This window comes from Flavobacterium sp. CG_9.1 (assembly GCF_015751645.1).
In the GTDB taxonomy this organism is placed as follows: Bacteria; Bacteroidota; Bacteroidia; order Flavobacteriales; family Flavobacteriaceae; genus Flavobacterium; species Flavobacterium xanthum.
In genome coordinates, this window is sequence record NZ_JADOVC010000011.1 from 1 (window position 1) to 22,070 (window position 22,070).

Sequence of the window (22,070 nt, forward strand, 5' to 3'; positions counted from 1 at the left end):
AGTGTTTTTGGCTATGAAAGTTTAGAATTAAAAACAAATCGCCATCAGCCAAAAAAGTATCGAGAAGCTTTGTGTTTGCAACGGTTCTCGATACATCCCGCTAAAAAGCGGGCCACTCGAACTGACGCGTTCTCGATACACCCCGCTAAAAAGCGGTCCACTCGAACTGACGCGTTCTCGTTTTTTAGACATTCTCGCTTCCCAGAACGTCACTTCGAGTGTTTTTGGCTATGAAAGTTTAGATTTAAAAACAAATCGCCATTAGCCAAAAAAGTATCGAGAAGCTTTGTGTTTGTAACGGTTCTCGATACATCCCGCTAAAAAGCGGGCCACTCGAACTGACGAGCTCTCGATATAAATTTAACTATTCTAATCCTTAACGTCTCTTCGAGTGTTTTTGGCTAGAAGGTTTAGATTTAAAAAACAAATCGCCATCAGCCAAAAAAGTATCGAGAAGTTTTGTGTTTGCAACGGTTCTCGATACACCCCGCTAAAAAGCGGGCCACTCGAACTGACGCGTTCTCGTTTTTTAGACATTCTCGCTCACCAGAACGTCTCTTCGAGTGTTTTTGGCTATGAAAGTTTAGAATTAAAAACAAATCGCCATTAGCCAAAAAAGTATAGAGAAGTTTGTGTTTGCAACGGTTCTCGATACACCCCGCTAAAAAGCGGGCCACTCGAACTGACGCGCTCTCGATACACCCCGCTAAAAAGCGGTCCACTCGAACTGACGCGATCTCGTTTTTTTGACATTCTCGCTCCCCAGAACGTCACTTCGAGTGTTTTTGGCTATGAAAGTTTAGAATTAAAAACAAATCGCCATCAGCCAAAAAAGTATCGAGAAGCTTTGTGTTTGCAACGGTTCTCGATACATCCCGCTAAAAAGCGGGCCACTCGAACTGACGCGTTCTCGATACACCCCGCTAAAAAGCGGTCCACTCGAACTGACGCGTTCTCGTTTTTTAGACATTCTCGCTTCCCAGAACGTCACTTCGAGTGTTTTTGGCTAGAAAGTTTAGAATTAAAAACAAATCGCCATCAGCCAAAAAAGTATCGAGAAGTTTGTTTTTGCAACGGTTCTCGATACATCCCGCTAAAAAGCGGTCCACTCGAACTGACGAGCTCTCGATATAAATTTAACTATTCTAATGCTTAACGTCACTTCGAGTGTTTTTGGCTATGAAAGTTTAGAATTAAAAACAAATCGCCATTAGCCAAAAAAGTATCGAGAAGCTTTGTGTTTGCAACGGTTCTCGATACACCCCGCTAAAAAGCGGTCCACTCGAACTGACGCGTTCTCGATACACCCCGCTAAAAAGCGGTCCACTCGAACTGACGAGCTCTCGATACATCCCGCTAAAAAGCTGTCCACTCGAACTGACGGGCTCTCGATACATCCCGATAAAAAGCGGGCCACTCGAACTGACGCGTTCCCAATACACGCCGCTAAAACGTAATATATTTCGTAAAAGAAGTTTTAAAATATACGCTACAAGTATTTTATTCGTTTAGATATAAAAAAAGGCACTTGCGTAGCAGCAACTATTTTATTTCCTATATTTGATTTGCATTTTTCAATCAAAAAAACATCACTTAAAATAAGACCAATTAAATTGAGTATTCCTATCAATAAAAAAGTATCCCAGTTCATTTCTGAACTTACGACAGCGTTAAATCGTAGAATGAACTTGCATAATTTAGGCTATTTACCCCGGTGGATTATCGTCAGCATTGATATGCTGATTTTAATGTTTTGTTTTTTCTCTACTTACATGATATTTAGAGGAATCGGCATGAATTATATTGCAACATCTCATAATATTACATTCATTAGTTCTTTTTTTGGGCTCAATTTGTTTTTCTTTTGGTTATTCAGGACCTATTCTGGTATCATCCGCCATTCCTCCAATATTGATGCAGTGAAATTGCTCTTCTCGCAACTGTCGGTTTTGGTTTTGTTTCTTCTATTTAATTTTATCAGTCAGATTTTTTTTAAAGAAAAGCCCTTCCTCAACACCGCACTTTTTATCAATATCGTGCTTTCTTTTTGTGCTTTGTTTTTGTATCGTGTAGTAGTGAAACAAACTTTTGAACTGTACTTCTCCGAAAAAAGTAATGCTAAATTAATTCGTACGGTAATCTATGGTACGGATGCCAATGCGATATCAGTTGCTAACGCTTTAAAGTTCGAAACTCCTACACGTTTTAAAATTGTTGGGTTCGTAGACAAGAACAATCAAAACGCTTCCAAGAGAATGTTGGATTTGCCTATTTTAGTGCAAAAGAAAAAGTTGCCTGCATTAATGCGTTCCGTTGGTGCGGGAAGTGTCATTATTGCGGACAAAGGATTGTCACGAGAGGAGCAAATTGTTATTGTGGATCAATGCTTGGAATACAATTTCAAAGTTTTTACAGTGCCTTTAATTTCGGATTGGGAGAATCAAAAAGAGATTTCCCAGAAAGTGAAGACCATTCAAATTGAAGATCTTCTTGAACGCAAACCAATTGTGCTGGACAGTAAAGCGATTTCTAAACAATTGAAGGATAAGGTAATTTTGATTACTGGTGCAGCTGGTTCCATAGGAAGTGAAATCGTTCGTCAAGTTTTGGTTTTTAATCCAAAAAAAATTATTATGCTGGATCAGGCAGAGACACCGCTCCATCATTTGCAATTAGAAACAGAAAGCATTAGCACTACGGCAAAAATAAGAACCGTCATCGCCGATATTAGAAATGTGGAGGCGATGGATATGGTCTTTAAAACATACCATCCCCAAGTAGTCTTTCATGCTGCGGCGTACAAGCACGTGCCGTTAATGGAAGAAAATCCATGTCAAGCCATTTTTACCAATATAAAGGGAACCAAAAATCTTGCTGATTTAGCTTGCTTGTACAACGTGAAAAAATTCGTCATGGTCTCTACAGACAAAGCAGTAAATCCCAGCAATGTCATGGGAGCCAGTAAAAGAATTGCCGAAAAATATGTACAGTCGTTGCAGCTCAGAGATCAAAAAGAGAAAGGAACGGGCGCCACTAAATTCATTACCACTCGTTTTGGGAACGTATTAGGCTCCAATGGCTCGGTGGTTCCTTTGTTTACCAAACAAATTGCCGAAGGCGGACCACTAACGATTACCCATAAAGACATCATTCGTTATTTTATGACCATTCCAGAGGCCTGCCAATTAGTGCTGGAAGCCGGAGCAATGGGAAATGGAGGTGAAATATACATTTTTGACATGGGGAAACCAGTCAAAATTATTGACTTGGCGCGAAAGATGATTAAGTTAGCAGGATTTATTCCAGAGCGAGACATTAAGATTGAGATTGTAGGATTGCGTCCGGGAGAAAAACTTTATGAAGAACTGCTCAATGATACATCCAAGTCCATCCCAACGCACCATGCTAAAATCATGATTGCACAAGAACTTCAAGAAGAGTTTGAAGCCCTGCATACAGATATCAATGAATTGATTAATCTTTCTAATTTGTTTGCAAACGACGCTATAGTGGCTCAAATGAAAAAGATTGTGCCGGAGTTTAAAAGTATGAATTCGACGTATGAACTTTTAGATAAATAATTGGACAACCCTGTTGCAGACGCAGGGAAAAGATAGAACTCATTATTTTTTTAATTTTTGTTTGATTTCTATCTTTAATGAAACACTTGAGTGTTAGTATAATTATTTTTTGCAAGTAATCGCATTTCGTTTTGTTTGAAGAATTAAAAGTAAAAGTATTTTGTGATCTCTTGTTTTAAGTAGTTTTAGTTTCATTGTAGGCTGACTTCAATGCCACTTGACAATAAAAACGAAGTCCTAGTAAATGGTACTGCTGAATGTCTAAAAATAATATAATAATAATCCCTATATTTGCGCCCTTTTAAAATTTACTCTATGAAATACTTTTTCTTATTAAAAAAATCAATCCCATTTTTGTTTTTAGTGTTGTTGGGCTCTTGTGCATCTAAAAAAGATATGATTTATTACCAGGATATTGATGCTGTGGCAGGACAAGAAAAATTAAATTCGTATGAAATTAAAATACAGCCGGATGATTTGCTGCAGATTTCGGTTTATGCCGAGGATCCTGAAATTGCAAAATCTTTTAGTTTGAATGTTTCTAGCGAAACGGTTGCTGGTGCTACTGCTGGTTCTGTTTATTTAGTAGATGCTTATGGATTTATTGATTTTCCTACTTTGGGAAAGCTGAAAGTGAGTGGTTTGTCCAGAACCAATGTACTTGAGATATTAGATGCTAAAATTTCACGATACATCAAAAAACCGATAATTAGTCTTCGCATTACAAATTTTAAAGTGTCTGTTCAGGGAGAGGTTAATGCTCCAGGATCTTATCCTATTGCTTCGGAGCGAATTACATTAATTGAAGCTTTGAGTATGGCTAAAGATTTAACGGTGTATGGAAAAAGAAACAATATTTTAATCATTCGAGAAATTGACGGTGTGAAATCCTATAATAGAGTAGACATCACCAAAGCGGGTTTTATGAATACGCCCTTTTATTACTTGGCGCAAAATGATGTGGTCTATGTGGAGCCCAACCAAAACAAAATAAACGGATCAGCAGTGGGTCCGAGTACTGGTTTGATATTCTCAGTCATGTCCATCTTGATTGCTTTAACCACATTAATAATTACTTCTTCAAAATAAAACGCTTTCATGGAAAATAATATGTTAAATGAAAATTCAGAACAGGATTTTCAAATAAGGGCTGTTGTAGATCAGTACGCATCCCATTGGAGATGGTTTGTATTAGGGGTTTTTGTCAGTTTGTTTGGCGCCTACCTCTATTTGCGATATAACGTTCCACAGTACCGCGCGGCGACGACTATTTTAGTAAAAGATGAAAAGAAGGGTGGACTGTCCTCAGAATTATCTGCTTTTGCTGATATGGGAATTGGTGGTGGAAAAAGCAACCTTGATAATGAAGTGGAAATCTTGAAATCCAGAACTTTGGTGGAGAGTACCGTTCGCAAAATGAATTTGAATATCGCCTTTGTAGTGGAGGGTAAAGTAATCAATACTAATTTGTACAAAAATGCTCCAATTTTAATCAATTATTTAGAACAAAAGCCTGATTTTTACAGTACAAGCCGGTCTTATCAATTTTTGGCGCTGTCGGAATCTACTTTTCAGTTTGAAGACCTGTTGGGTCAAGGGAATGTGTTGGAAGGAAATAAAAAAGTTTTTCGCTATGGAGAACCGGTGAAGACGAAATATGGTACGTTAGTGCTAAATAAATCGCTTGTTAACCCAAGGCCTTATAATGAAGATGTAAAGCCAATCAATATTGTAATTAGTCCGCTTGAAAATGTAGCCGCGAGTTACAGAGCCCGTTTGAATGTAGCTCCATTAAGCAAAACAAGTAGTATTGTCGAGCTTTCTCTCGTAGATCCTGTACGGCAAAAAGCGGAAGATTTTTTGGATAATTTAGTTCAAAATTACAATGAGGATGCTGCCGCTGATAAAAATTTTATTTCTGAAAACACCTCTAAGTTTATAGCTAATAGATTGGCCTTGATCACCGACGAATTGGACGGTGTAGAGCAAAATGTTCAGAATTTTAAAAATGCGAATCAGGTAACAGACATCGAAACAGAGGCAGGACTTTTTATTACGGGGTCTAATGAATACGATAAAAAAGGCATAGAGACTGATATACAATTGAATGTTATTTCGTCGATGGTCGATTTTATAAAAAAAAGCAAGCCGTCTGATTTATTGCCTACAAATATTGTAAGCGGGGAAGCTACTGAATTAATAGGATCTTACAATCAGTTGGTTTTAGACCGGAACAGAATCTTGAAATCGGCTACCGATGTTAATCCTACTGTGATTAAACTGAATGAGCAATTGGCGTCCATAAAGTCAAATGTTGCATCAAGTTTGAGTCGCATGCAATCCAATCTAAGGATTCAAAAAAGAGATCTCAACAATCAGGAAGGACTTTTGAATCAAAAAATAAGTAAAATTCCGGTTCAGGAACGGCAGTTTAGGGTGATAGCCAGACAACAAAAAGTAAAAGAAGAGCTGTACTTGTATTTGTTGCAAAAAAGAGAGGAAACAGCTATTTCTTTAGCAGCAACAGAGTCTAGTGCCAGAGTAGTCGATTCTGCTAAAGGTTCGGATGTTCCTGTTTCTCCCAAAAAAAATATTATTTATTTAGGTGCACTACTGTTGGGTATTTTAGTTCCATTTGGAGTGATTTACGTAATGGATTTGTTAGACACTAAAATAAAGAGCCGCTTGGATTTAGAAGGAAAAACATTAATTCCTTTTATAGGAGATGTGCCGACTTCTGATAGTCCATCAGAAATTATCAAATCAGAAAGCAGAACAAGTTCAGCCGAGGCTTTGCGAATTATTCGAACCAATCTAGAGTTTATGCTCAGCAAGGTTCCAGACGGTCAGGCTAAAACTATTTTTTTAACCTCCACTTTTCCTAAAGAGGGGAAAACTTTTGTCTCTGCTAATCTGGCTGCTACTTTTGCACTTTCAGGGAAAAAGGTTTTGTTGATTGGAATGGACATCAGGAATCCTAGATTAGATGAGTATTTGACTTTGCCGGATCGTGGTCTTACTAATTATTTGTCTTCTAACAATGTACTATTGGAAGATCTTATTGTAAAATACGAGGGGTTTGAAGATTTCCATGTACTGCCTGCTGGTGTAATTCCGCCTAATCCTGCGGAGTTATTGATGAACAAGAAAGTAGACACCCTTTTTGAAACGCTAAAAAATCAATACGATTACATCATTGTAGATACAGCTCCAGTAAGTCTAGTTACAGATACAATATTAATTGCAAAGCATGCAGATTGTTTTATTTATGTGGCTCGTGCCAATTTCTTAGAGAAGAGAATGCTGAATATTGCCAACACCTTATACAAAGAGCAAAAGTTGCCTAATATGTGTTTGCTACTTAATGATACCGATTCAACAAAAGGGTATGGATATGGTTATGGCTATGGTGTCAAGGTTGAAAAAGCACCTTGGTATAAAAAAATATTTAAAATGTAATTTTTCTACCGCACCACTTTTAAAAAGGTTTATAAAGAATTAATTTCTTTGTAAACCTTTTTTTTATTTAAAGTGTTTTGTCTTCTATAGTTTGATTTGAGCTATAGCAGTATTTCAAATAAATAAAATAAATGATTCCTGCTAAAGTGGGATACCGTATTCGGTGTTCAGTCAGCCACTTTTAAAAGATCACGTTTAATAATTTGTCAAAAAGTAAGCTTGTTTGTGTTGTGAATTAATAGTACAGTTCGCTTTGATCACTTACTTTTTTTGTAGCCACCGATTCAAAGGATTCTCAGGGATTGATTCAGTTAATCTAATTCACTTTTTCTTTCATCTTGTGAAACATTGAAATTGGTAGTAAAAAAATGTTTTGCTGCAGTTTCTACTAAATACTAAAAAGTTATATCACTTATAGGTTTCAAAATAGTAAGAAAATAAGAAAAAGGTTAGTTCTTATTTTACAGCGACCTTAAGTAGCCCAATTTTTTAAAACTTATATAACTTATTGGTTTAGAAATTGTATTCCAAGAAAAGTTTTCAAACCATTAAGGAATTAACAAAAAGTTTAGTTCCTGTTTTACGGGGAAATGAAGCGGTATTAAGCATTAAACTTATATGACTTATATGTTGAAAAATAGTATATCGAGAAAAATTTTAAACCAGTAAGCAATTATCAAAAAGTTTAGTTCTTATTTTACAGCGAACTTAAGTAGCACAATTTTTAAAAACTTATATGACTTATATGTTGAAAAATAGCAAACGAGAAAAGTTTTAAACCAATAAGGAATTAAGAAAAAGTTTAGTTCCTGTTCTACGAGGAAATGAAGCGGTATTAAGCATTAAACTTATATGACTTATATGTTGAAAAATAGTATATCGAGAAAAATTTTAAACCAGTTAAGAATTAATAAAAAGTTTGATTCCTGTTTTAGAAGAAAATAATCACCCAAGATTGAAAATAAATAATAAGTAAGGTGCGGCAACTATTCGTGTTAGCCAAATTTAAAAAATTGATTGTTAGCCATGGCTTCTTGTAATGGCATGATGTCTTTGATTAGTACTTTTTGGTCAAAGGCTGCAATGTGATTGTTGTGATGCACATCGGATCCTACATAGGAGTAAAGGCCTTTTTGAAGCAACTGTTCCGCTATTTTGGTTATCCCAGCACCATAATAGCCTACGATGGACAGCAGATTCAGTTGAAACAAGCAACCGGCTCTTTTTAATTTGACGTATTCATTAAAGTTATTATGGTAAAATAGGTAGCGCTCTGGATGGGCTAATACTGGAATGTAGCCTGCCACTTGCAAGTCAAAAAGGATGTCGTATAATTGAATAGGGGCGTTGATATACGACATTTCGACCAGTACATAATTATCTTTCAAGGTCAGTAAATCCTTGGATTGAAACAGCCGTACAAACTGATCGTCCATCAAATACTCGGCGGCAGCTTTAAAGGGAATGTAAATATGGTGGTGCTGTAATTCAAGAACTGTCGCTACTTTATTGGTTAGTATTTGTTCATGAGTATTGTCCCAAACATGCTGGATGATATGAGGAGTGGTTATCAATTGCGAAACACCAAAACCCTGAAGCGCAGTCGTAAGGCGAAGCGTATCTTCAAAGTTTTTTGCTCCATCGTCTATGCCAGGCAGCAAATGAGAGTGAATGTCGATATGATCGTCTGGGATTAGGTCCTTCAGTACGGGTTTTGATTTGAAAAGTGAAAACATGCTGCAAAGGTAGAAAAAAGGAAACAGTTTTTAGGTCTAGATATGCAGTATTCCTAAAGAAAATTGGGTTTTAATTGGTCTGTATTCTAGAGTGTAAGGAGCCAATTTGTGATGTTTTGGAGCATAAATTTTCTTTTAAAACGTAAAAAAAATCTTTTTAGTATGTAATTTTTTATAAGAAATTTGCTATTTTATGTTTTTTCTGCCAATTTATGGGTTTTAAACGTGGAAAAGCCTTTGTTTAGGTAAGTAGTTCATTTTACGGGCTTAAACGCAAACGGGTCAGTCTTTGGAAAGGGTAGGGTAAGGGTAGTCAAATCACTAGTAGGATGGTATTGTTTTATGGGAAAAATGATTTTTTCTCGCCCTGTTTTAGGGGGTTTGTGGTATAAAAAAGAGAATGCACTTTGTCGCTCTCTCGGCGACTAAAAATTCTGTTTGCCGCAAATTTTATGTTCTTTTTCGCGAACCGTCATTCCTGTTATAGTGCAGCTTTATGCGTGTTTCTTCTAAATTTTGAGTTAAAAAGACAGCAGCTTAACATTATGTTAATTTAGCATAAAAACATACTTAAAGGTAAATATCTGCGAATAATGTGGTTTAACTATTAATACGATGCATGTAAATGTTTTTTTTGATCGGTTAAGTTGTAAAAAAATAAATTGTGTTAATTCTAGTATATATTTGTTTCTTTAAGAAATTATTATGATTTTTGTGAAATAACTAATTCAAAACAAATTTAATATGAGATCAAAATTCAAATGGATTTTTTCATTGCTGTTGGCCTTGTCAATGCAATTTGCATTTGCACAAGAGAGAACTATTACCGGTGTCGTTTCTGATGCTTCTGGTCCAGTTCCTGGTGTAAATGTTTTAATTAAAGGTACTAAAGTAGGAGTACAAACCAATTTCGATGGTGCTTATTCAATAAAAGCGAAAACGGGAGACGTTTTGGTTTTCTCTTTCGTAGGGATGAGCCAATCGTCAAAAACAGTAGGTGCTGCAAGTACCATCAACGTATCGATGCAAGATGATGCTAAGATGTTAGCTGAGGTAGTTGTTCAAGGGTATAGAACGGTAACTAAAAAGTCAGCTGTTGTATCAGATGCGACTGTTTCTAGTAAAACAATTGAAAACAGACCTAATGCAAATGCGATTAATACACTTCAAGGTCAATTAGCGGGGGTTAATATTACTGCTACTACAGGTCAGCCAGGTGCTAAATCAACAGTTGTTATTAGAGGGGTAGGAACTATTACAGGAAACTCAGATCCATTATATGTGATTGATGGTTTTCCTTCTAATAGTGACAACTTCCGTTCTATTAACCCTAATGACATTGAGTCTACATCTGTGCTAAAAGATGCTGCAGCAATTGCTGAGTATGGTAACAGAGGGTCAAATGGTGTTATTGTTATTAAAACAAAAAGAGCTAAATTTGGTGAGGCAAAAACTACATTCAGAGCAAGCTCTCAGTATGGTGTTGGAGAATTGCAAAAACCAAAATACAGTTATGCTAACTCTAAACAGTTATTGCAGATTGAGAAAAATTTTGGTTCTGGTTTGGGAGCAACGTTAACTGATGCACAAATTGCAGCGTATGATATCAATACGGACTGGGTTGATTATTTCTTTACTCAATCAAATACAACTTCACATACCATAGCTGTAGAAAACAGTAGTCAAAATGTTAGTTCTTACACCTCTTTGGGTTATTTCGAGCAACAAGGTATTTTAGCTACAACTGGTTTAAAAAGATTTACATTAAGAAATAACATTAATGGTAGATCTACAAATGAAAAGTTTAAATATCAAGTTAATACTGCATTTGGTTTCAGTAAAAACAATGAAGCGACTTCTTTAGGTGACGGTGCTATTAATAGAAATTATGTTTTAGGTGCTTTTTTATCAGCTCCGTATGTTTCTCCAAGTATTTATACTGGCCCTCGTTCAGCATTGGATTATTACAATAATACTCCGGGTTTATTGGCTACTCCTATTATGTTGGTAGATAAACTACAACAATACAAAAACCAAACGGATGAAGTTCGTATTGATGTTGCTACAGATTTCTCGTATGACATCACAAAAGATTTAACCGTACGCAGTAGATTAAATGGTCAATTATTAGACACTAGATTTTTTCAATCAGAGTTTCCAAACTCTTTCAATGCATTGTTGTTTCAAGCTGTTGGACAAACTTTTACCGGTTTTGAGGATATAAACTCAAGAAGAGAGTGGTATTTTAACAATTTATGGCAAATCAATTATGGTAAAACGTTAGGAGATCATACTTTCAATGTGAATGCGAACATGGAGTACAATCATTCTCGTTGGTACACTAATAACATCAGACAAAGAGGTTTAATTGAAGGTGTTTTCGTTCCTAATACAGGAGCTGGATATGCTGCTGATACTGGTACTAATGATTTTTATGTACCGGGAATTTTAGCGCGTAACCTTAGAAATGATTTAATTTCTTATTTTGGTTCATTTGATTATGACTTTAAGGGTAAATATGGTATTGTTGGATCTGTTAGAACAGATGGCTCTTCAAGATTTGTTGACCAAAAACAATGGGGTACTTTCTATTCTGTAGGAGGTAGATGGAATATTGATGAAGAAGCATTTATGGATGATGTGTCTTTTATAGATGTATTAAAATTAAGAGGATCTTACGGTACAGTAGGGAATCAAAGAGTTGTAACAGGAGATGTTTTTCAAGGTATTAATCCCCCTCGTTTTACTGACATATATGGTATTGCGAATAACGCTTATAATGGTGGTACCGGTTATAACATTTCTTTTGGTTATCCTGACTTACAATGGGAAATAACTACACAATGGAATGCTGGTTTAGATTTCGAAATGTTTAAAGGTAGACTTAGAGGAGCAGCTGATTATTACAATAGAGCAACAACTAAATTGTTTTTAGAAAATCCGATATCTTCAACTGCGGGTGCAGCAACTTTAACTCAAAATACTGATGTAACTGTTACTAACAAAGGTTTAGAGTTAAACTTGTCTTATGATATCATTAGAAATCAAGAGAAAGAAATATCTTTAACAGTTAAAGCTAACGGTTCACTTAACACAAATATTGTATCCGATGTTCAAGGTGCTGGACGAATTTTTTCAGGTGCTGGTCTTTATGTTAGTGAGAATGGTGGTGGTATTAACGAACCTTTTGTGTATAAATATTTAGGAGTAAATCCAGTAAACGGAAACTTATTATTTGAAAATGCAGCAGGAAATCCAACAGAAGCTCCGGTTCAAGCTGATAAAAGAAGAGCAGGTGTAAATAATTTACCAAAGTATCAAGGTGGTTTTGGTTTTGATTTCAGTATCAAAGGATTTTATGCTTCCACGTTATTCACTTTTGCGTATGATGTGTCTCGATTTGATTTTGATTTAAGTAACTTGTATTCAGTAGGTAATATTGGTCAATTTACTGTTTCAGATGAGATGTTAAATGCTTGGACTCCAACAAATACAATTACTGATGTTCCAAGATTAAATGCAAGCAATCTTGGTTTGAGTGATAATTCTGATCGTTTTCTTAGAGATGCATCTTATATTCGTATGAGAAACGTTCAAGTGGGATACAATGTTCCTCAAAAATTCTTAAAGGGTACTTTTATGACTGCTGTGTCATTCTCTCTACAAGGAGAAAACTTATTGACTTTCTCTAAATGGAAAGGTTTTGATGTTGAAAGTAGTAGAACTGCAGATGTTTATCAGTATCCAACACCAAGATTGTACACTTTCGGTGTAGATGTTAAATTTTAATTAAAGAGAAATTATGAAGAAAATATTTGGAATATTAATAGTATCATTGGCACTTTTTGTTTCGTGTACAAATGATTTGTTAGAGCCTTTCACGCCTGGTTCTCTTACCGAAGAAGTGGCAATAACTAAGAGTAGTGATTTAGTCAATTTGGTAAATTCATCAATGAATTTAATGACTAATAGAGCGGAATATGTTTTTAGTTCTGTTTTTACGGATGAAGCTGCGCCTGGATTTAATAATGGTGGTCAGGGAATTACTGAAGATTATGTTTTTTTAATGAATGTTGATAATGAATCTGCTCGATTAATTTGGCAATCTCAATACTTCGGTTTAGCAAGAGTTAATCGTGTTCTTACTTTTGCAGATCAAGTGGTTGCTACTAGTCCTGCTGATCAACAGCTTATTAATAGGTCTAAAGCGGAAGCTTTAGTTTTAAGAGCATTAGCGCACCTGAAGATCATGTCTTATTTTTCTCCTAACCCTAAGGATGATGCTGCGTTAGCTGGTGTTTTAGCGGACAGAATTATACTTACTACCGATAAACCACTAAGGTCTACAAATGCTCAATTTTATACCTTAATTCATGCTGATTTAGATGCTGCAATTGCTATCTTTAATGCTAATACAGCTACAGCGTATACTAACAAGACGTATTATCCTTCTAAAGTTTTGGCTCAAGCGCTCAAGGCTCGTGCTTACGCACTTAAAGGAGATTATCCTAATGCTGAAATTTTTGCAAATACCGTAATTAATACATCTGGAATTACTTTAGCAAATACGCAAGCACAGTACAATGCTGTTTTTCACACGCATAGTGAAAGTGCTAATACAGAAGTTATTTTTAGATTTAGAAGAACGGTTCAACAAAATGTTCAAACTACCAACCTAAATAACGGTTGGGTGTCAGTTGCTAATAGAAGAAATGGTTCTCCATTTTATGAAGTAAGTAGAGCTTTGTATAACAAACTTGCTTCTAATCCAAATGACTTTAGACTAAATACTATTGTACATTTGACTGGTACTAGTCCATCTTTAATTGATCCAAACTATGCTACTGCAACGGATGTTAGAAACTCTGATATTATTGTTTTGCAAAAACATGGTGGTCAATCTGCTGTTACTGCAGCAAATGGTTTCAATCCAGATTTTATGGTTTCTAGACTGTCAGAAATGTACTTTATTAGAGCAGAGGCGAGAGCTGCAGCAAGTGATTTAGTTGGTGTTGGTACGAATTTGAAGGCAATTTTAGATGCTCGTTTCCCAACAGCTCAAGTTCTTCCAGTATTTGCTAATCCTCAAGCAGCTTGGAAAGGAATCTTAGACGAAAGAAGAAAAGAATTGGCATTTGAAGGTTTTAGATTTATTGATTTAAAGCGTATCGGTACTCTAGCAGGTGCTGGTTTAGATAGAGATGCTGCTGAGTACGCATCAAATGCTTGGAGTTTTCCAGCGGGTAATCCATCTAACTTGCCATTGAGTAGTTTCAAATTTGCATTACCTATTCCGCAAGTTGAAGTGAATGGTAATGCTTTAATTCAACAAAATTCTGGTTACTAATTTTTAGTTGATGCCCTAACAGGCAATCCTGATTATTTAATCAGACTATTTTTAAAAGGTTGCAAGATTTATTTCTTGCAACTTTTTTTGCTTTAAGTCCAAATTTAAAGCTGTTAGCTTAATGTGTAATCGTATCAAAATTGAAAGTTGGAAAACTTAGTATGGGATGTATATAGCAGCAATACTTCATAAGTTGCTTTTCCCGCATATTTAAATAATGAGTTGGATTATTGTTAAGTTTAAATTTTTATTTAGTTATTTAACTACCTTTGCTTTTTTGTACTTTTATGTTGGTATGAAATCCAAATTAATACCTGCAGTCTAACGTAATTCTATTTTCTGCTCCAAAATTAATTCCTGTATTCTTTATTTATGAAAAAAGCGGTATTATTATTTTTATTAGTAACAAACGTATGTATTGCTCAAGATTTAGGTCAGCAAAAGCGAATTAAAGATACAACAGCAGGTAAAATTGCCACCATCGATTTGTATCAGGTGATTACAATCGAAAATGATACGACCTATATTGATACGTCACTGACGATTCAAAAAGAGTACAGTCATAATTATTTACGAAAGGATATTTTTGGATTGTTGCCGTTTGCTAATGACGGTCAAACCTATAATACGTTGCAATACAGCTTAACGGATTTTTCTCCGTATCCTGAATTTGGCTTTAAAGCCAAACATTTTAATTTTTTAGAAGCCAACCAAATTAGGTATTATTCTGTGGCGACTCCCGTAACCGAATTGTATTTTAAAACTACAATCAAAAAAGGACAATCTGTTGATGCTTTTATTACCCTAAATACTTCTGAAAATTTAAATTTTTCAATAGCTTATAAAGGATTGCGATCTGAAGGGGAGTATCTCAATCAATTGTCTAGTACTGGAAATTTTAGATTTACGACTAATTACAATACAAAGAACAAACGTTATTTTGCCAAAGCGCATTATACCTTTCAAGACATTCTCAATGAAGAAAACGGCGGAATTACTACCATCGAGAATTTTGAGAGTGAAGACCCAAACTACAATAACCGACAGCGATTTGAAGTGTATTTTAATGATGCTAAATCATTTTTAAAAGGCAAGCGCATTTTTTTAGATCATAATTTTAGAGTCAACCCAAATAAAGGAGCAAATAATCTTTATGTGACGCATCAATTTAATTACGAAAATAAGTTTTTCGAATATAATCAAGCCACATTGCTTTCTACGGTGGGTTCAGAGCAGGTGAATCGTTTTGGTGATTCCTTCCTAGATAGTGGTATTAATGATCAAACGCGTTATAATAAAATGTACAATAGAGTAGGGTTGATTTATGAGAACACTACTTTGGGAAATTTTCAATTTTTTGTTGATGATTTCAGGTCTAATTATTACTACAATCGGATTTTGGTGTTTGATAATCAAAACACGATTCCTAGTGCATTCAGTCAGCAAATCAACAGCGCTGGTGGACAATATGAATACCGACGCGATAAGTGGAAAGGTAAATTTTTATATTCCCGATCGGTAACGGCACAGTCGCTGTCTAATTTGGATGCGAAGTTGCAATACAACGTAAATGACGAAATTCAGTTGGTTTTTCAATATCAGAATATAAACAAATTACCCAATAATAATTATAATTTGCATCAAAGTAGTTACGTACAGTACAATTGGTCCAATGAGTTTAAGAATGAAAAAATTAATACCATAAAAGCCAATGCAATTTCGCCGTGGATAAATGCAGAACTGCAATTTTCAGTTTTGAATGATCATTTGTATTTTACAGATGCGTCGAGTGCCCAACAGAAAGCCGCAAAAACGCAAATCGTAGCTCCTGCACAATACGCTGGGACGATCAATTATTTGTCGGTTAAAATCAGTAGAGAATTAAAATTCGGGAACTTTGCTTTGGATAATACCATTCTCTATCAAAAAACAGAACAGCAGGACGCTATATTAAATGTTCCGGCAATTGTGACGCGCAATACATTTTACTTTTCGGATTTTATATTTAAAAAAGCCTTGTTTCTGCAAACAGGTATTTCTTTAAATTATTTTTCTAATTATTATGCGAATGAATACAATCCTGTGATAGGAGAGTTTTTTGTTCAAAAAGACAAACAAATTGGCAACCATCCCAATCTTGACTTTTTTATAAACGCAAAAATCCAAAGAACAAGAATCTATTTTAAAGCGGAACATTTTAATTCGGCGCTCACCGGGAATAATTTTTATGCTTCACCTAACAATCCATCCAGAGATTTTACCATTCGATTTGGGTTGATTTGGAACTTCTTTAATTAAAAAATCAGTATAGGAATACGTTCTAGAATATTCTTTCTCAGAATTTTTTAGGATGAGTCACCATTGTGGTTTCAGGAGCTAAAGCAAGCAAGTAAAGGACGATGCTCTAAATGAAATTCATTTCATTAGGGTTAACTAAAAGAGGTAGTGAAGGAATTTTTGTTCCTAAATTCCACAACGAAGATTATTTTGTAACAAAATACTATCTTTGCACCATTATTTACAACAAATTACAATCTTAAATTTACGATACAATGCGTTACGCAGAAAATATATTAGGTACAATAGGCAACACACCATTAGTTAAACTAAATAGAGTAACCGCTGAAGTGGATGCTCTGGTACTTGCAAAAGTGGAAACATTCAATCCAGGGAATTCTGTCAAAGACAGAATGGCTGTAAAAATGATTGCCGATGCGGAAGCTGATGGAAGATTAAAACCTGGCGGAACCATCATTGAAGGAACTTCAGGAAATACAGGGATGGGATTGGCTTTAGTGGCCATCATCAAGGGATACAAGCTGATTTGTGTGATATCAGACAAACAGTCTAAAGAGAAAATGGACATTCTTCGTGCCGTAGGAGCAAAAGTAGTAGTGTGCCCTACGGATGTGGAACCTACTGACCCAAGATCTTATTATTCAGTTTCGAAAAGACTGGCTGAAGAGACGCCTAATTCGTGGTATGTGAATCAATACGACAATCCATCCAATGCAATAGCACATTACGAGCAGACAGGTCCGGAGATCTGGGAGCAAACAGAAGGTAAAATTACACACTTTGTTGTAGGTGTAGGAACTGGTGGTACGATTTCTGGAGTAGCAAAATACCTAAAAGAACGCAATCCGAATATTAAAATATGGGGAATTGATACGTATGGTTCTGTCTTTAAAAAATACCATGAAACTGGGATTTTTGACGAAAACGAAATCTATTCCTATATAACCGAAGGAATTGGAGAAGATATTCTTCCCAAAAATGTGGATTTCTCTTTAATAGATGGGTTTACAAAAGTAACGGACAAAGATGCCGCGGTATACACACGTAAAATTGCTTTGGAAGAAGGGATTTTTGTAGGTAATTCAGCAGGCGCAGCGGTAAAAGGATTGTTGCAGCTCAAAGAACATTTCAAACCAGAGGATGTAGTTGTGGTTCTTTTCCATGATTCAGGAAGTCGTTATGTAGGTAAAATGTTCAATGACGATTGGATGCGTGAACGTGGTTTTCTAGAAGAGGAAATTACAAAAGCAGAAGATGTCATCAAGGATCACATTGATAAACCATTAATTGTTGTGCGTACCGAAGAATTAGTCTCACATGCAATTGAGCGCATGCGTAAATATAAAATTTCACAAATTCCGGTCATCGATATCAATGGATTTGTTGGCTCTGTGGACGAAAGTGATTTGTTTCAAAGTTATGTTGCGGATAAAGATGTGGCCGATAAACCCATTAAAGAAATTATGGGAAAACCTTTTCCAATTGTAAAACAAGGAACCCCAATAGAAGAGGTTTCCAAATTGTTTACCAAAGAAAATGAAGCGGTTTTAGTAGAATTACAAAACGGTAATCACCATATTATTACCAAATACGATATTATTGGTTCGATAAAATAAGATTTTTTTTTTGCCATAAATTAGACCAATCAGCACAAATTGATTTTGTGTTAGTTCTTCTAATTTGTGGCTTTTTTTTAAATTATAATGAAACCAATATTTAAATCATAGCCCAAAACCGATACCAGATAACGCATACCAGATAACTCATACCAGATAACTCATAACAGATAACCGATAACGCATAACCGATAACAGATAACTCATAACTCATAACCGATAACCGATAACCCAAAACCTAAAACCCCGAAAATGACATTCACCGCTATAGATTTTGAGACTGCCACCGCTTATCATCCATGTTCCGTGGGAATTGTTACTGTAGAAAACGGAATAATTGTGGATGAGTTTGTAACCTTGATCAAACCACCAAATAACCTGTATTCTCCCTTTACAATACAAGTTCATGGAATTTATCCGCGCGATACACTTCATGCAAAATCATTTATACAGGTTTACCCGGAAATTAAAAAGCGGCTACAAAACAGAGTGGTAGTGGCGCACAATGAAAGTTTTGACCGTAATGTTTTAGCGAAATCAATGCTGCTCTATGGTTTGGATTATGCTGATCTAAATCTCGCAGCCCGATGGGAATGTACCGTAAAAATCTATAAAAGCAAAGGATTAAAACCAACCAAATTGAGTGATTGTTGCCGCGAAATGAACATCGTTTTGAATCATCACGAAGCTTTGTCAGATGCTAGGGCTTGCGCCAAATTGTATCTGCTGCGATAAACTTATTTAGATTTCAATTGAATGTTTTTTAAAGTAAGACTTCTTGTATAATTTACTATCTTAGTTATCCTTTAATGATGAAATGTGAAATCCTCAATTTCGTCTTTCGCTCTTTTTAATAGAGCGGGTTGGGTTGAGGAGTGTCTAAAATCTAAAAAATGAAAGAAGATTTTCTCCATTACCTTTGGAAATTCAAAAAGTTTGATGCTTTGAATTTGAGAACTTTCAATGATGAAGAAATCACAATTATCAATGTCGGTCAGTATGTTGAATTGGCTGGTCCTGATTTTTTCAATGCTCAAATTACTATTGGAAATCAAAAGTGGGCTGGAAACGTTGAAATTCATCTTAAATCTTCAGACTGGTATGTGCATCATCATGAAATAGACTCAGCGTATGAAAATGTAATTCTTCATGTGGTTTGGGAACACGACACTGAGATTTATAGAAGCAATAATATTGAAATTCCCGTCTTGGAACTTAAAAAACATGTTGATCCAGCAACCATCCAAAACTATCAATCTTTAATGGCTCCTAAATCATGGATTTTCTGTGAAAAGCAAATTAAAGAGGTCGATGAATTTATTTTTAAAAATTGGCAGGAACGGTTGTTTTTTGAACGTTTAGAAAGAAAATCTAAGCCTATTTTTGATTTGTTAGAGGAGACCAGTCAAGATTGGGAAGCTGTTTTGTTTAGTCTTTTGGCTAGGAATTTTGGTTTGAATGCCAATGGAGACGCGTTCTTTAAAATGGCCCAATCCATTCCTTTTTCTATAATCCGAAAAGAAAGTTTTGAAGTTGAGAATCTAGAAGCATTATTTTTTGGATTAGCTGGATTATTGGATTCTGAAAAAGAAGACAATTATTATAAGGATTTAAAATTCAGGTATTTTTATTTGTTGCATAAGTATCAATTAGAGCATTTAATGGCAGATCAAGTTCAGTTTTTTAAGCATCGACCGGATAATTTTCCAACAATTCGTTTGTCTCAGTTGGCTAATTTATATCACACACATCAGAATTTATTTTCTAAAATAAGTACTTTGAATTCCTTGAAAAATAATGTTCAAGTTTTTCAAATTGGGGTTTCTCCTTATTGGGAAAATCATTATCAGTTTGACAAAGAAAGTCCCATTAAAAAGAAAATGCTTTCTAAATCTTTCGTCGATTTGTTGTTGGTGAATACAATAATTCCGCTGCAGTTTGCTTTTGCCAAAAGTCAGGGAAAAGAAATTACGGAAGACTTGATACATTTATTAAACGGCTTGAATCCTGAGAAAAATGCTATCATTGATAAGTTTACTTCGTTTGGTATCGTTTCAAAAAATGCTTTTGACACACAATCGTTGCTGCAACTCAAAAAGGAGTATTGTAATAAAAGCAGATGCTTAGAATGTGCTTTGGGATTGGAATTAGTCAAAAGTAAGGTGTAAAGGTCTCCATTGGAAATTGCAATGATTAATACCTAAACCGATAGGTAAATTTTGTAATTTTGTTGCAACAAACAACTCAAGAAAATGTCAGCAATTATTAAGCTCAAGTTCTTTTTTGAAAAGCATGGCTTTCACGTTTCCTCCCGTTTAGCAGATACATTAGGAATGCGTGCCAGTAGTGTGCGGCTTTTTTTTATTTATTTATCATTCGTAACTGCAGGATTGTGGTTTGCGGTTTATTTAACCTTAGCTTTTTGGATTCGGTTAAAGGATTTAATCCGCGCTAAACGTACGTCAGTTTTTGATTTGTAAGAAGGTATAAAAATATAAAGGGGATTATAAAGTACTTGCACTTTATAATCCCCTTTTTTATTTTTGTGGTAAATCTATTTATCAGGATTGTTTAATTTACTGTTTTTCTTTCCGTAAACAAAGTACAGTGCAACACCCAGTGCCATCCATATAATCAATCGAATCCAACTTTCATACGGTAGCGAGTACATCAAGTAACTACAAACTAAAACTCCAGCAATAGGAACGTAAGGAACGAATGGGGTTTTAAAAGATCGTGGTGCATCCGGCATTTTTTTACGCATCACTAATACGCCGATACAAACTAGTACAAAGGCTAACAAGGTTCCAATACTAACCATGTGACCCAAATCACTTACCGGTACGAAACCTGCAAAAAGGCTCACAAATACCATGAAGAAAAGATTTGTTTTCCAAGGAGTTCTAAATTTTGAATGAATATCGCTGAAAAAAGCAGGAAGTAATCCATCTTTACTCATCGTATAGAAAACGCGACTTTGTCCCATTAGCATCACCAACATTACCGAGGTGTATCCTGCTAAAATAGCGACAATTAATCCCGTTTGAAGGAACGTATAGCCCGTTACTGCAAATGCTGTTGCAGCTGGTTTTGCATCGCCTGCAAATTCATAATACGGTACAAGACCCGTCATAACATGAGCAAATAATACATACAATATAGTACAGATTACCAAGGATCCTAAAATGCCAATAGGCATTCCTTTTTGAGGGTTTTTTGCTTCTTGTGCAGCAGTTGAAACAGCATCAAAACCAATGAAGGCAAAGAAAACAGTTCCGGCTCCAGCAGCTATTCCTGACCAACCAAACTGGCCTTTAACACCAATGTTTTCTGGAATATATGGGGAATAATTTGCAGGATCGATGTAGTCCCATCCTAAAACAATGAACATAATTACAACAATAACCTTTACTACTACTAAAATGTTATTGATGGAGGCAGATTCTTTTGTACCTCTGATTAATAATAATGACAGTGCGGAAACGATTAAGATAGCAGGAAGGTTAATATAACCTCCTTCGATAACGGTACCGTCACCTAATGTTAAGGTTTCCCAAGGAGAACATATAAATTTCGGATTCAGATGAATGCCGTACTTATTTAATAATTCCAGTAAATATCGTGACCAACTAACTCCAACGGTAGCGGCACCTAATGCGTATTCAAGAACTAAATCCCAACCTATAATCCAAGCCATAAATTCTCCCATGGTGGCGTAGGAATAAGTATAAGCACTACCTGCAACAGGTATCATGGACGCAAATTCAGCATAGCAAAGTCCTGCAAAGGCACATCCTACTGCAGCTAAGATAAAGGAAAGGGTAACTGCTGGACCTGCGTGTTCCGCAGCAGCAATACCAGTTAATGAGAATAATCCAGCTCCAATAATAGCTCCAACTCCAAGTGCTACTAATGAACGTGATGACAAAGTCCTTTTTAATCCTTTTTCGGATTCAGATGCTTCATTAAGCAAGACCGAAAGGGGTTTAGTTTTCCAAATTGACATGGGTTATATGGTTTTGTTTGTTATTAA

At 35.6% G+C, this 22,070-nt stretch carries 12 protein-coding genes; 10 read left to right on the forward strand and 2 right to left on the reverse strand.

Translation table 11 applies throughout. The features are described from left to right. Positions 1-1,682: 1,682 nt before the first annotated feature. The 3 genes from IWX83_RS07555 to IWX83_RS07565 all read left to right on the forward strand — a co-directional run bounded on the left by IWX83_RS07555 (position 1,683) and on the right by IWX83_RS07565 (position 7,040). The gene (locus tag IWX83_RS07555; protein ID WP_084129477.1) at positions 1,683-3,581 is read left to right on the forward strand and encodes a nucleoside-diphosphate sugar epimerase/dehydratase; all 1,899 of its coding nucleotides are present in this window, start codon (positions 1,683-1,685) and stop codon (positions 3,579-3,581) included. Between the two features lie 315 nt (positions 3,582-3,896). Further along, positions 3,897-4,670 (forward strand): polysaccharide biosynthesis/export family protein, encoded by a 774-nt coding sequence (locus IWX83_RS07560; RefSeq protein ID WP_196828805.1) that lies wholly within the window; start codon positions 3,897-3,899, stop codon positions 4,668-4,670. Positions 4,671-4,679: 9 nt separating this feature from the next. Next, complete coding sequence (locus tag IWX83_RS07565; protein WP_196828807.1) at positions 4,680-7,040, forward strand: polysaccharide biosynthesis tyrosine autokinase; 2,361 nt, start codon at positions 4,680-4,682, stop codon at positions 7,038-7,040. 995 nt (positions 7,041-8,035) lie between these two features. On the opposite strand, the gene IWX83_RS07570 is transcribed toward IWX83_RS07565, so the two are convergent. Continuing rightward, the gene (locus tag IWX83_RS07570) at positions 8,036-8,776 is read right to left on the reverse strand and encodes a tyrosine-protein phosphatase (RefSeq protein ID WP_196828809.1); all 741 of its coding nucleotides are present in this window, start codon (positions 8,774-8,776) and stop codon (positions 8,036-8,038) included. A 744-nt stretch (positions 8,777-9,520) separates the two neighbouring features. On the opposite strand from IWX83_RS07570, the gene IWX83_RS07575 reads away from it, so the two are divergent. The 7 genes from IWX83_RS07575 to IWX83_RS07605 all read left to right on the forward strand — a co-directional run bounded on the left by IWX83_RS07575 (position 9,521) and on the right by IWX83_RS07605 (position 20,517). Further along, positions 9,521-12,565: a SusC/RagA family TonB-linked outer membrane protein gene (locus IWX83_RS07575; protein WP_196828811.1), complete on the forward strand. Its 3,045-nt coding sequence runs from the start codon at positions 9,521-9,523 to the stop codon at positions 12,563-12,565. 13 nt (positions 12,566-12,578) lie between these two features. Further along, the gene (locus IWX83_RS07580) at positions 12,579-14,123 is read left to right on the forward strand and encodes a RagB/SusD family nutrient uptake outer membrane protein (RefSeq protein ID WP_196828813.1); all 1,545 of its coding nucleotides are present in this window, start codon (positions 12,579-12,581) and stop codon (positions 14,121-14,123) included. Positions 14,124-14,495: 372 nt separating this feature from the next. Continuing rightward, a complete protein-coding gene (locus IWX83_RS07585) occupies positions 14,496-16,421 on the forward strand; it encodes a putative porin (protein WP_196828815.1) in 1,926 nt (641 codons plus the stop codon). A gap of 254 nt (positions 16,422-16,675) precedes the next feature. Beyond that, positions 16,676-18,037, forward strand: a complete 1,362-nt coding sequence (locus IWX83_RS07590; protein WP_196828817.1) for a pyridoxal-phosphate dependent enzyme — start codon at positions 16,676-16,678, stop codon at positions 18,035-18,037. A gap of 252 nt (positions 18,038-18,289) precedes the next feature. Beyond that, positions 18,290-18,772 carry a 3'-5' exonuclease gene (locus tag IWX83_RS07595; RefSeq protein WP_073354696.1) on the forward strand — a complete coding sequence of 161 codons (483 nt, stop codon included), beginning with the start codon at positions 18,290-18,292 and terminating at the stop codon, positions 18,770-18,772. Positions 18,773-18,930: 158 nt separating this feature from the next. Further along, a complete protein-coding gene (locus IWX83_RS07600) occupies positions 18,931-20,205 on the forward strand; it encodes a DUF2851 family protein (protein WP_073354698.1) in 1,275 nt (424 codons plus the stop codon). An 84-nt stretch (positions 20,206-20,289) separates the two neighbouring features. Then, a complete protein-coding gene (locus IWX83_RS07605) occupies positions 20,290-20,517 on the forward strand; it encodes a PspC family transcriptional regulator (protein WP_066082307.1) in 228 nt (75 codons plus the stop codon). 74 nt (positions 20,518-20,591) lie between these two features. On the opposite strand, the gene IWX83_RS07610 is transcribed toward IWX83_RS07605, so the two are convergent. Next, the gene (locus IWX83_RS07610) at positions 20,592-22,043 is read right to left on the reverse strand and encodes an amino acid permease (RefSeq protein ID WP_091259101.1); all 1,452 of its coding nucleotides are present in this window, start codon (positions 22,041-22,043) and stop codon (positions 20,592-20,594) included. Positions 22,044-22,070 lie beyond the last annotated feature (27 nt).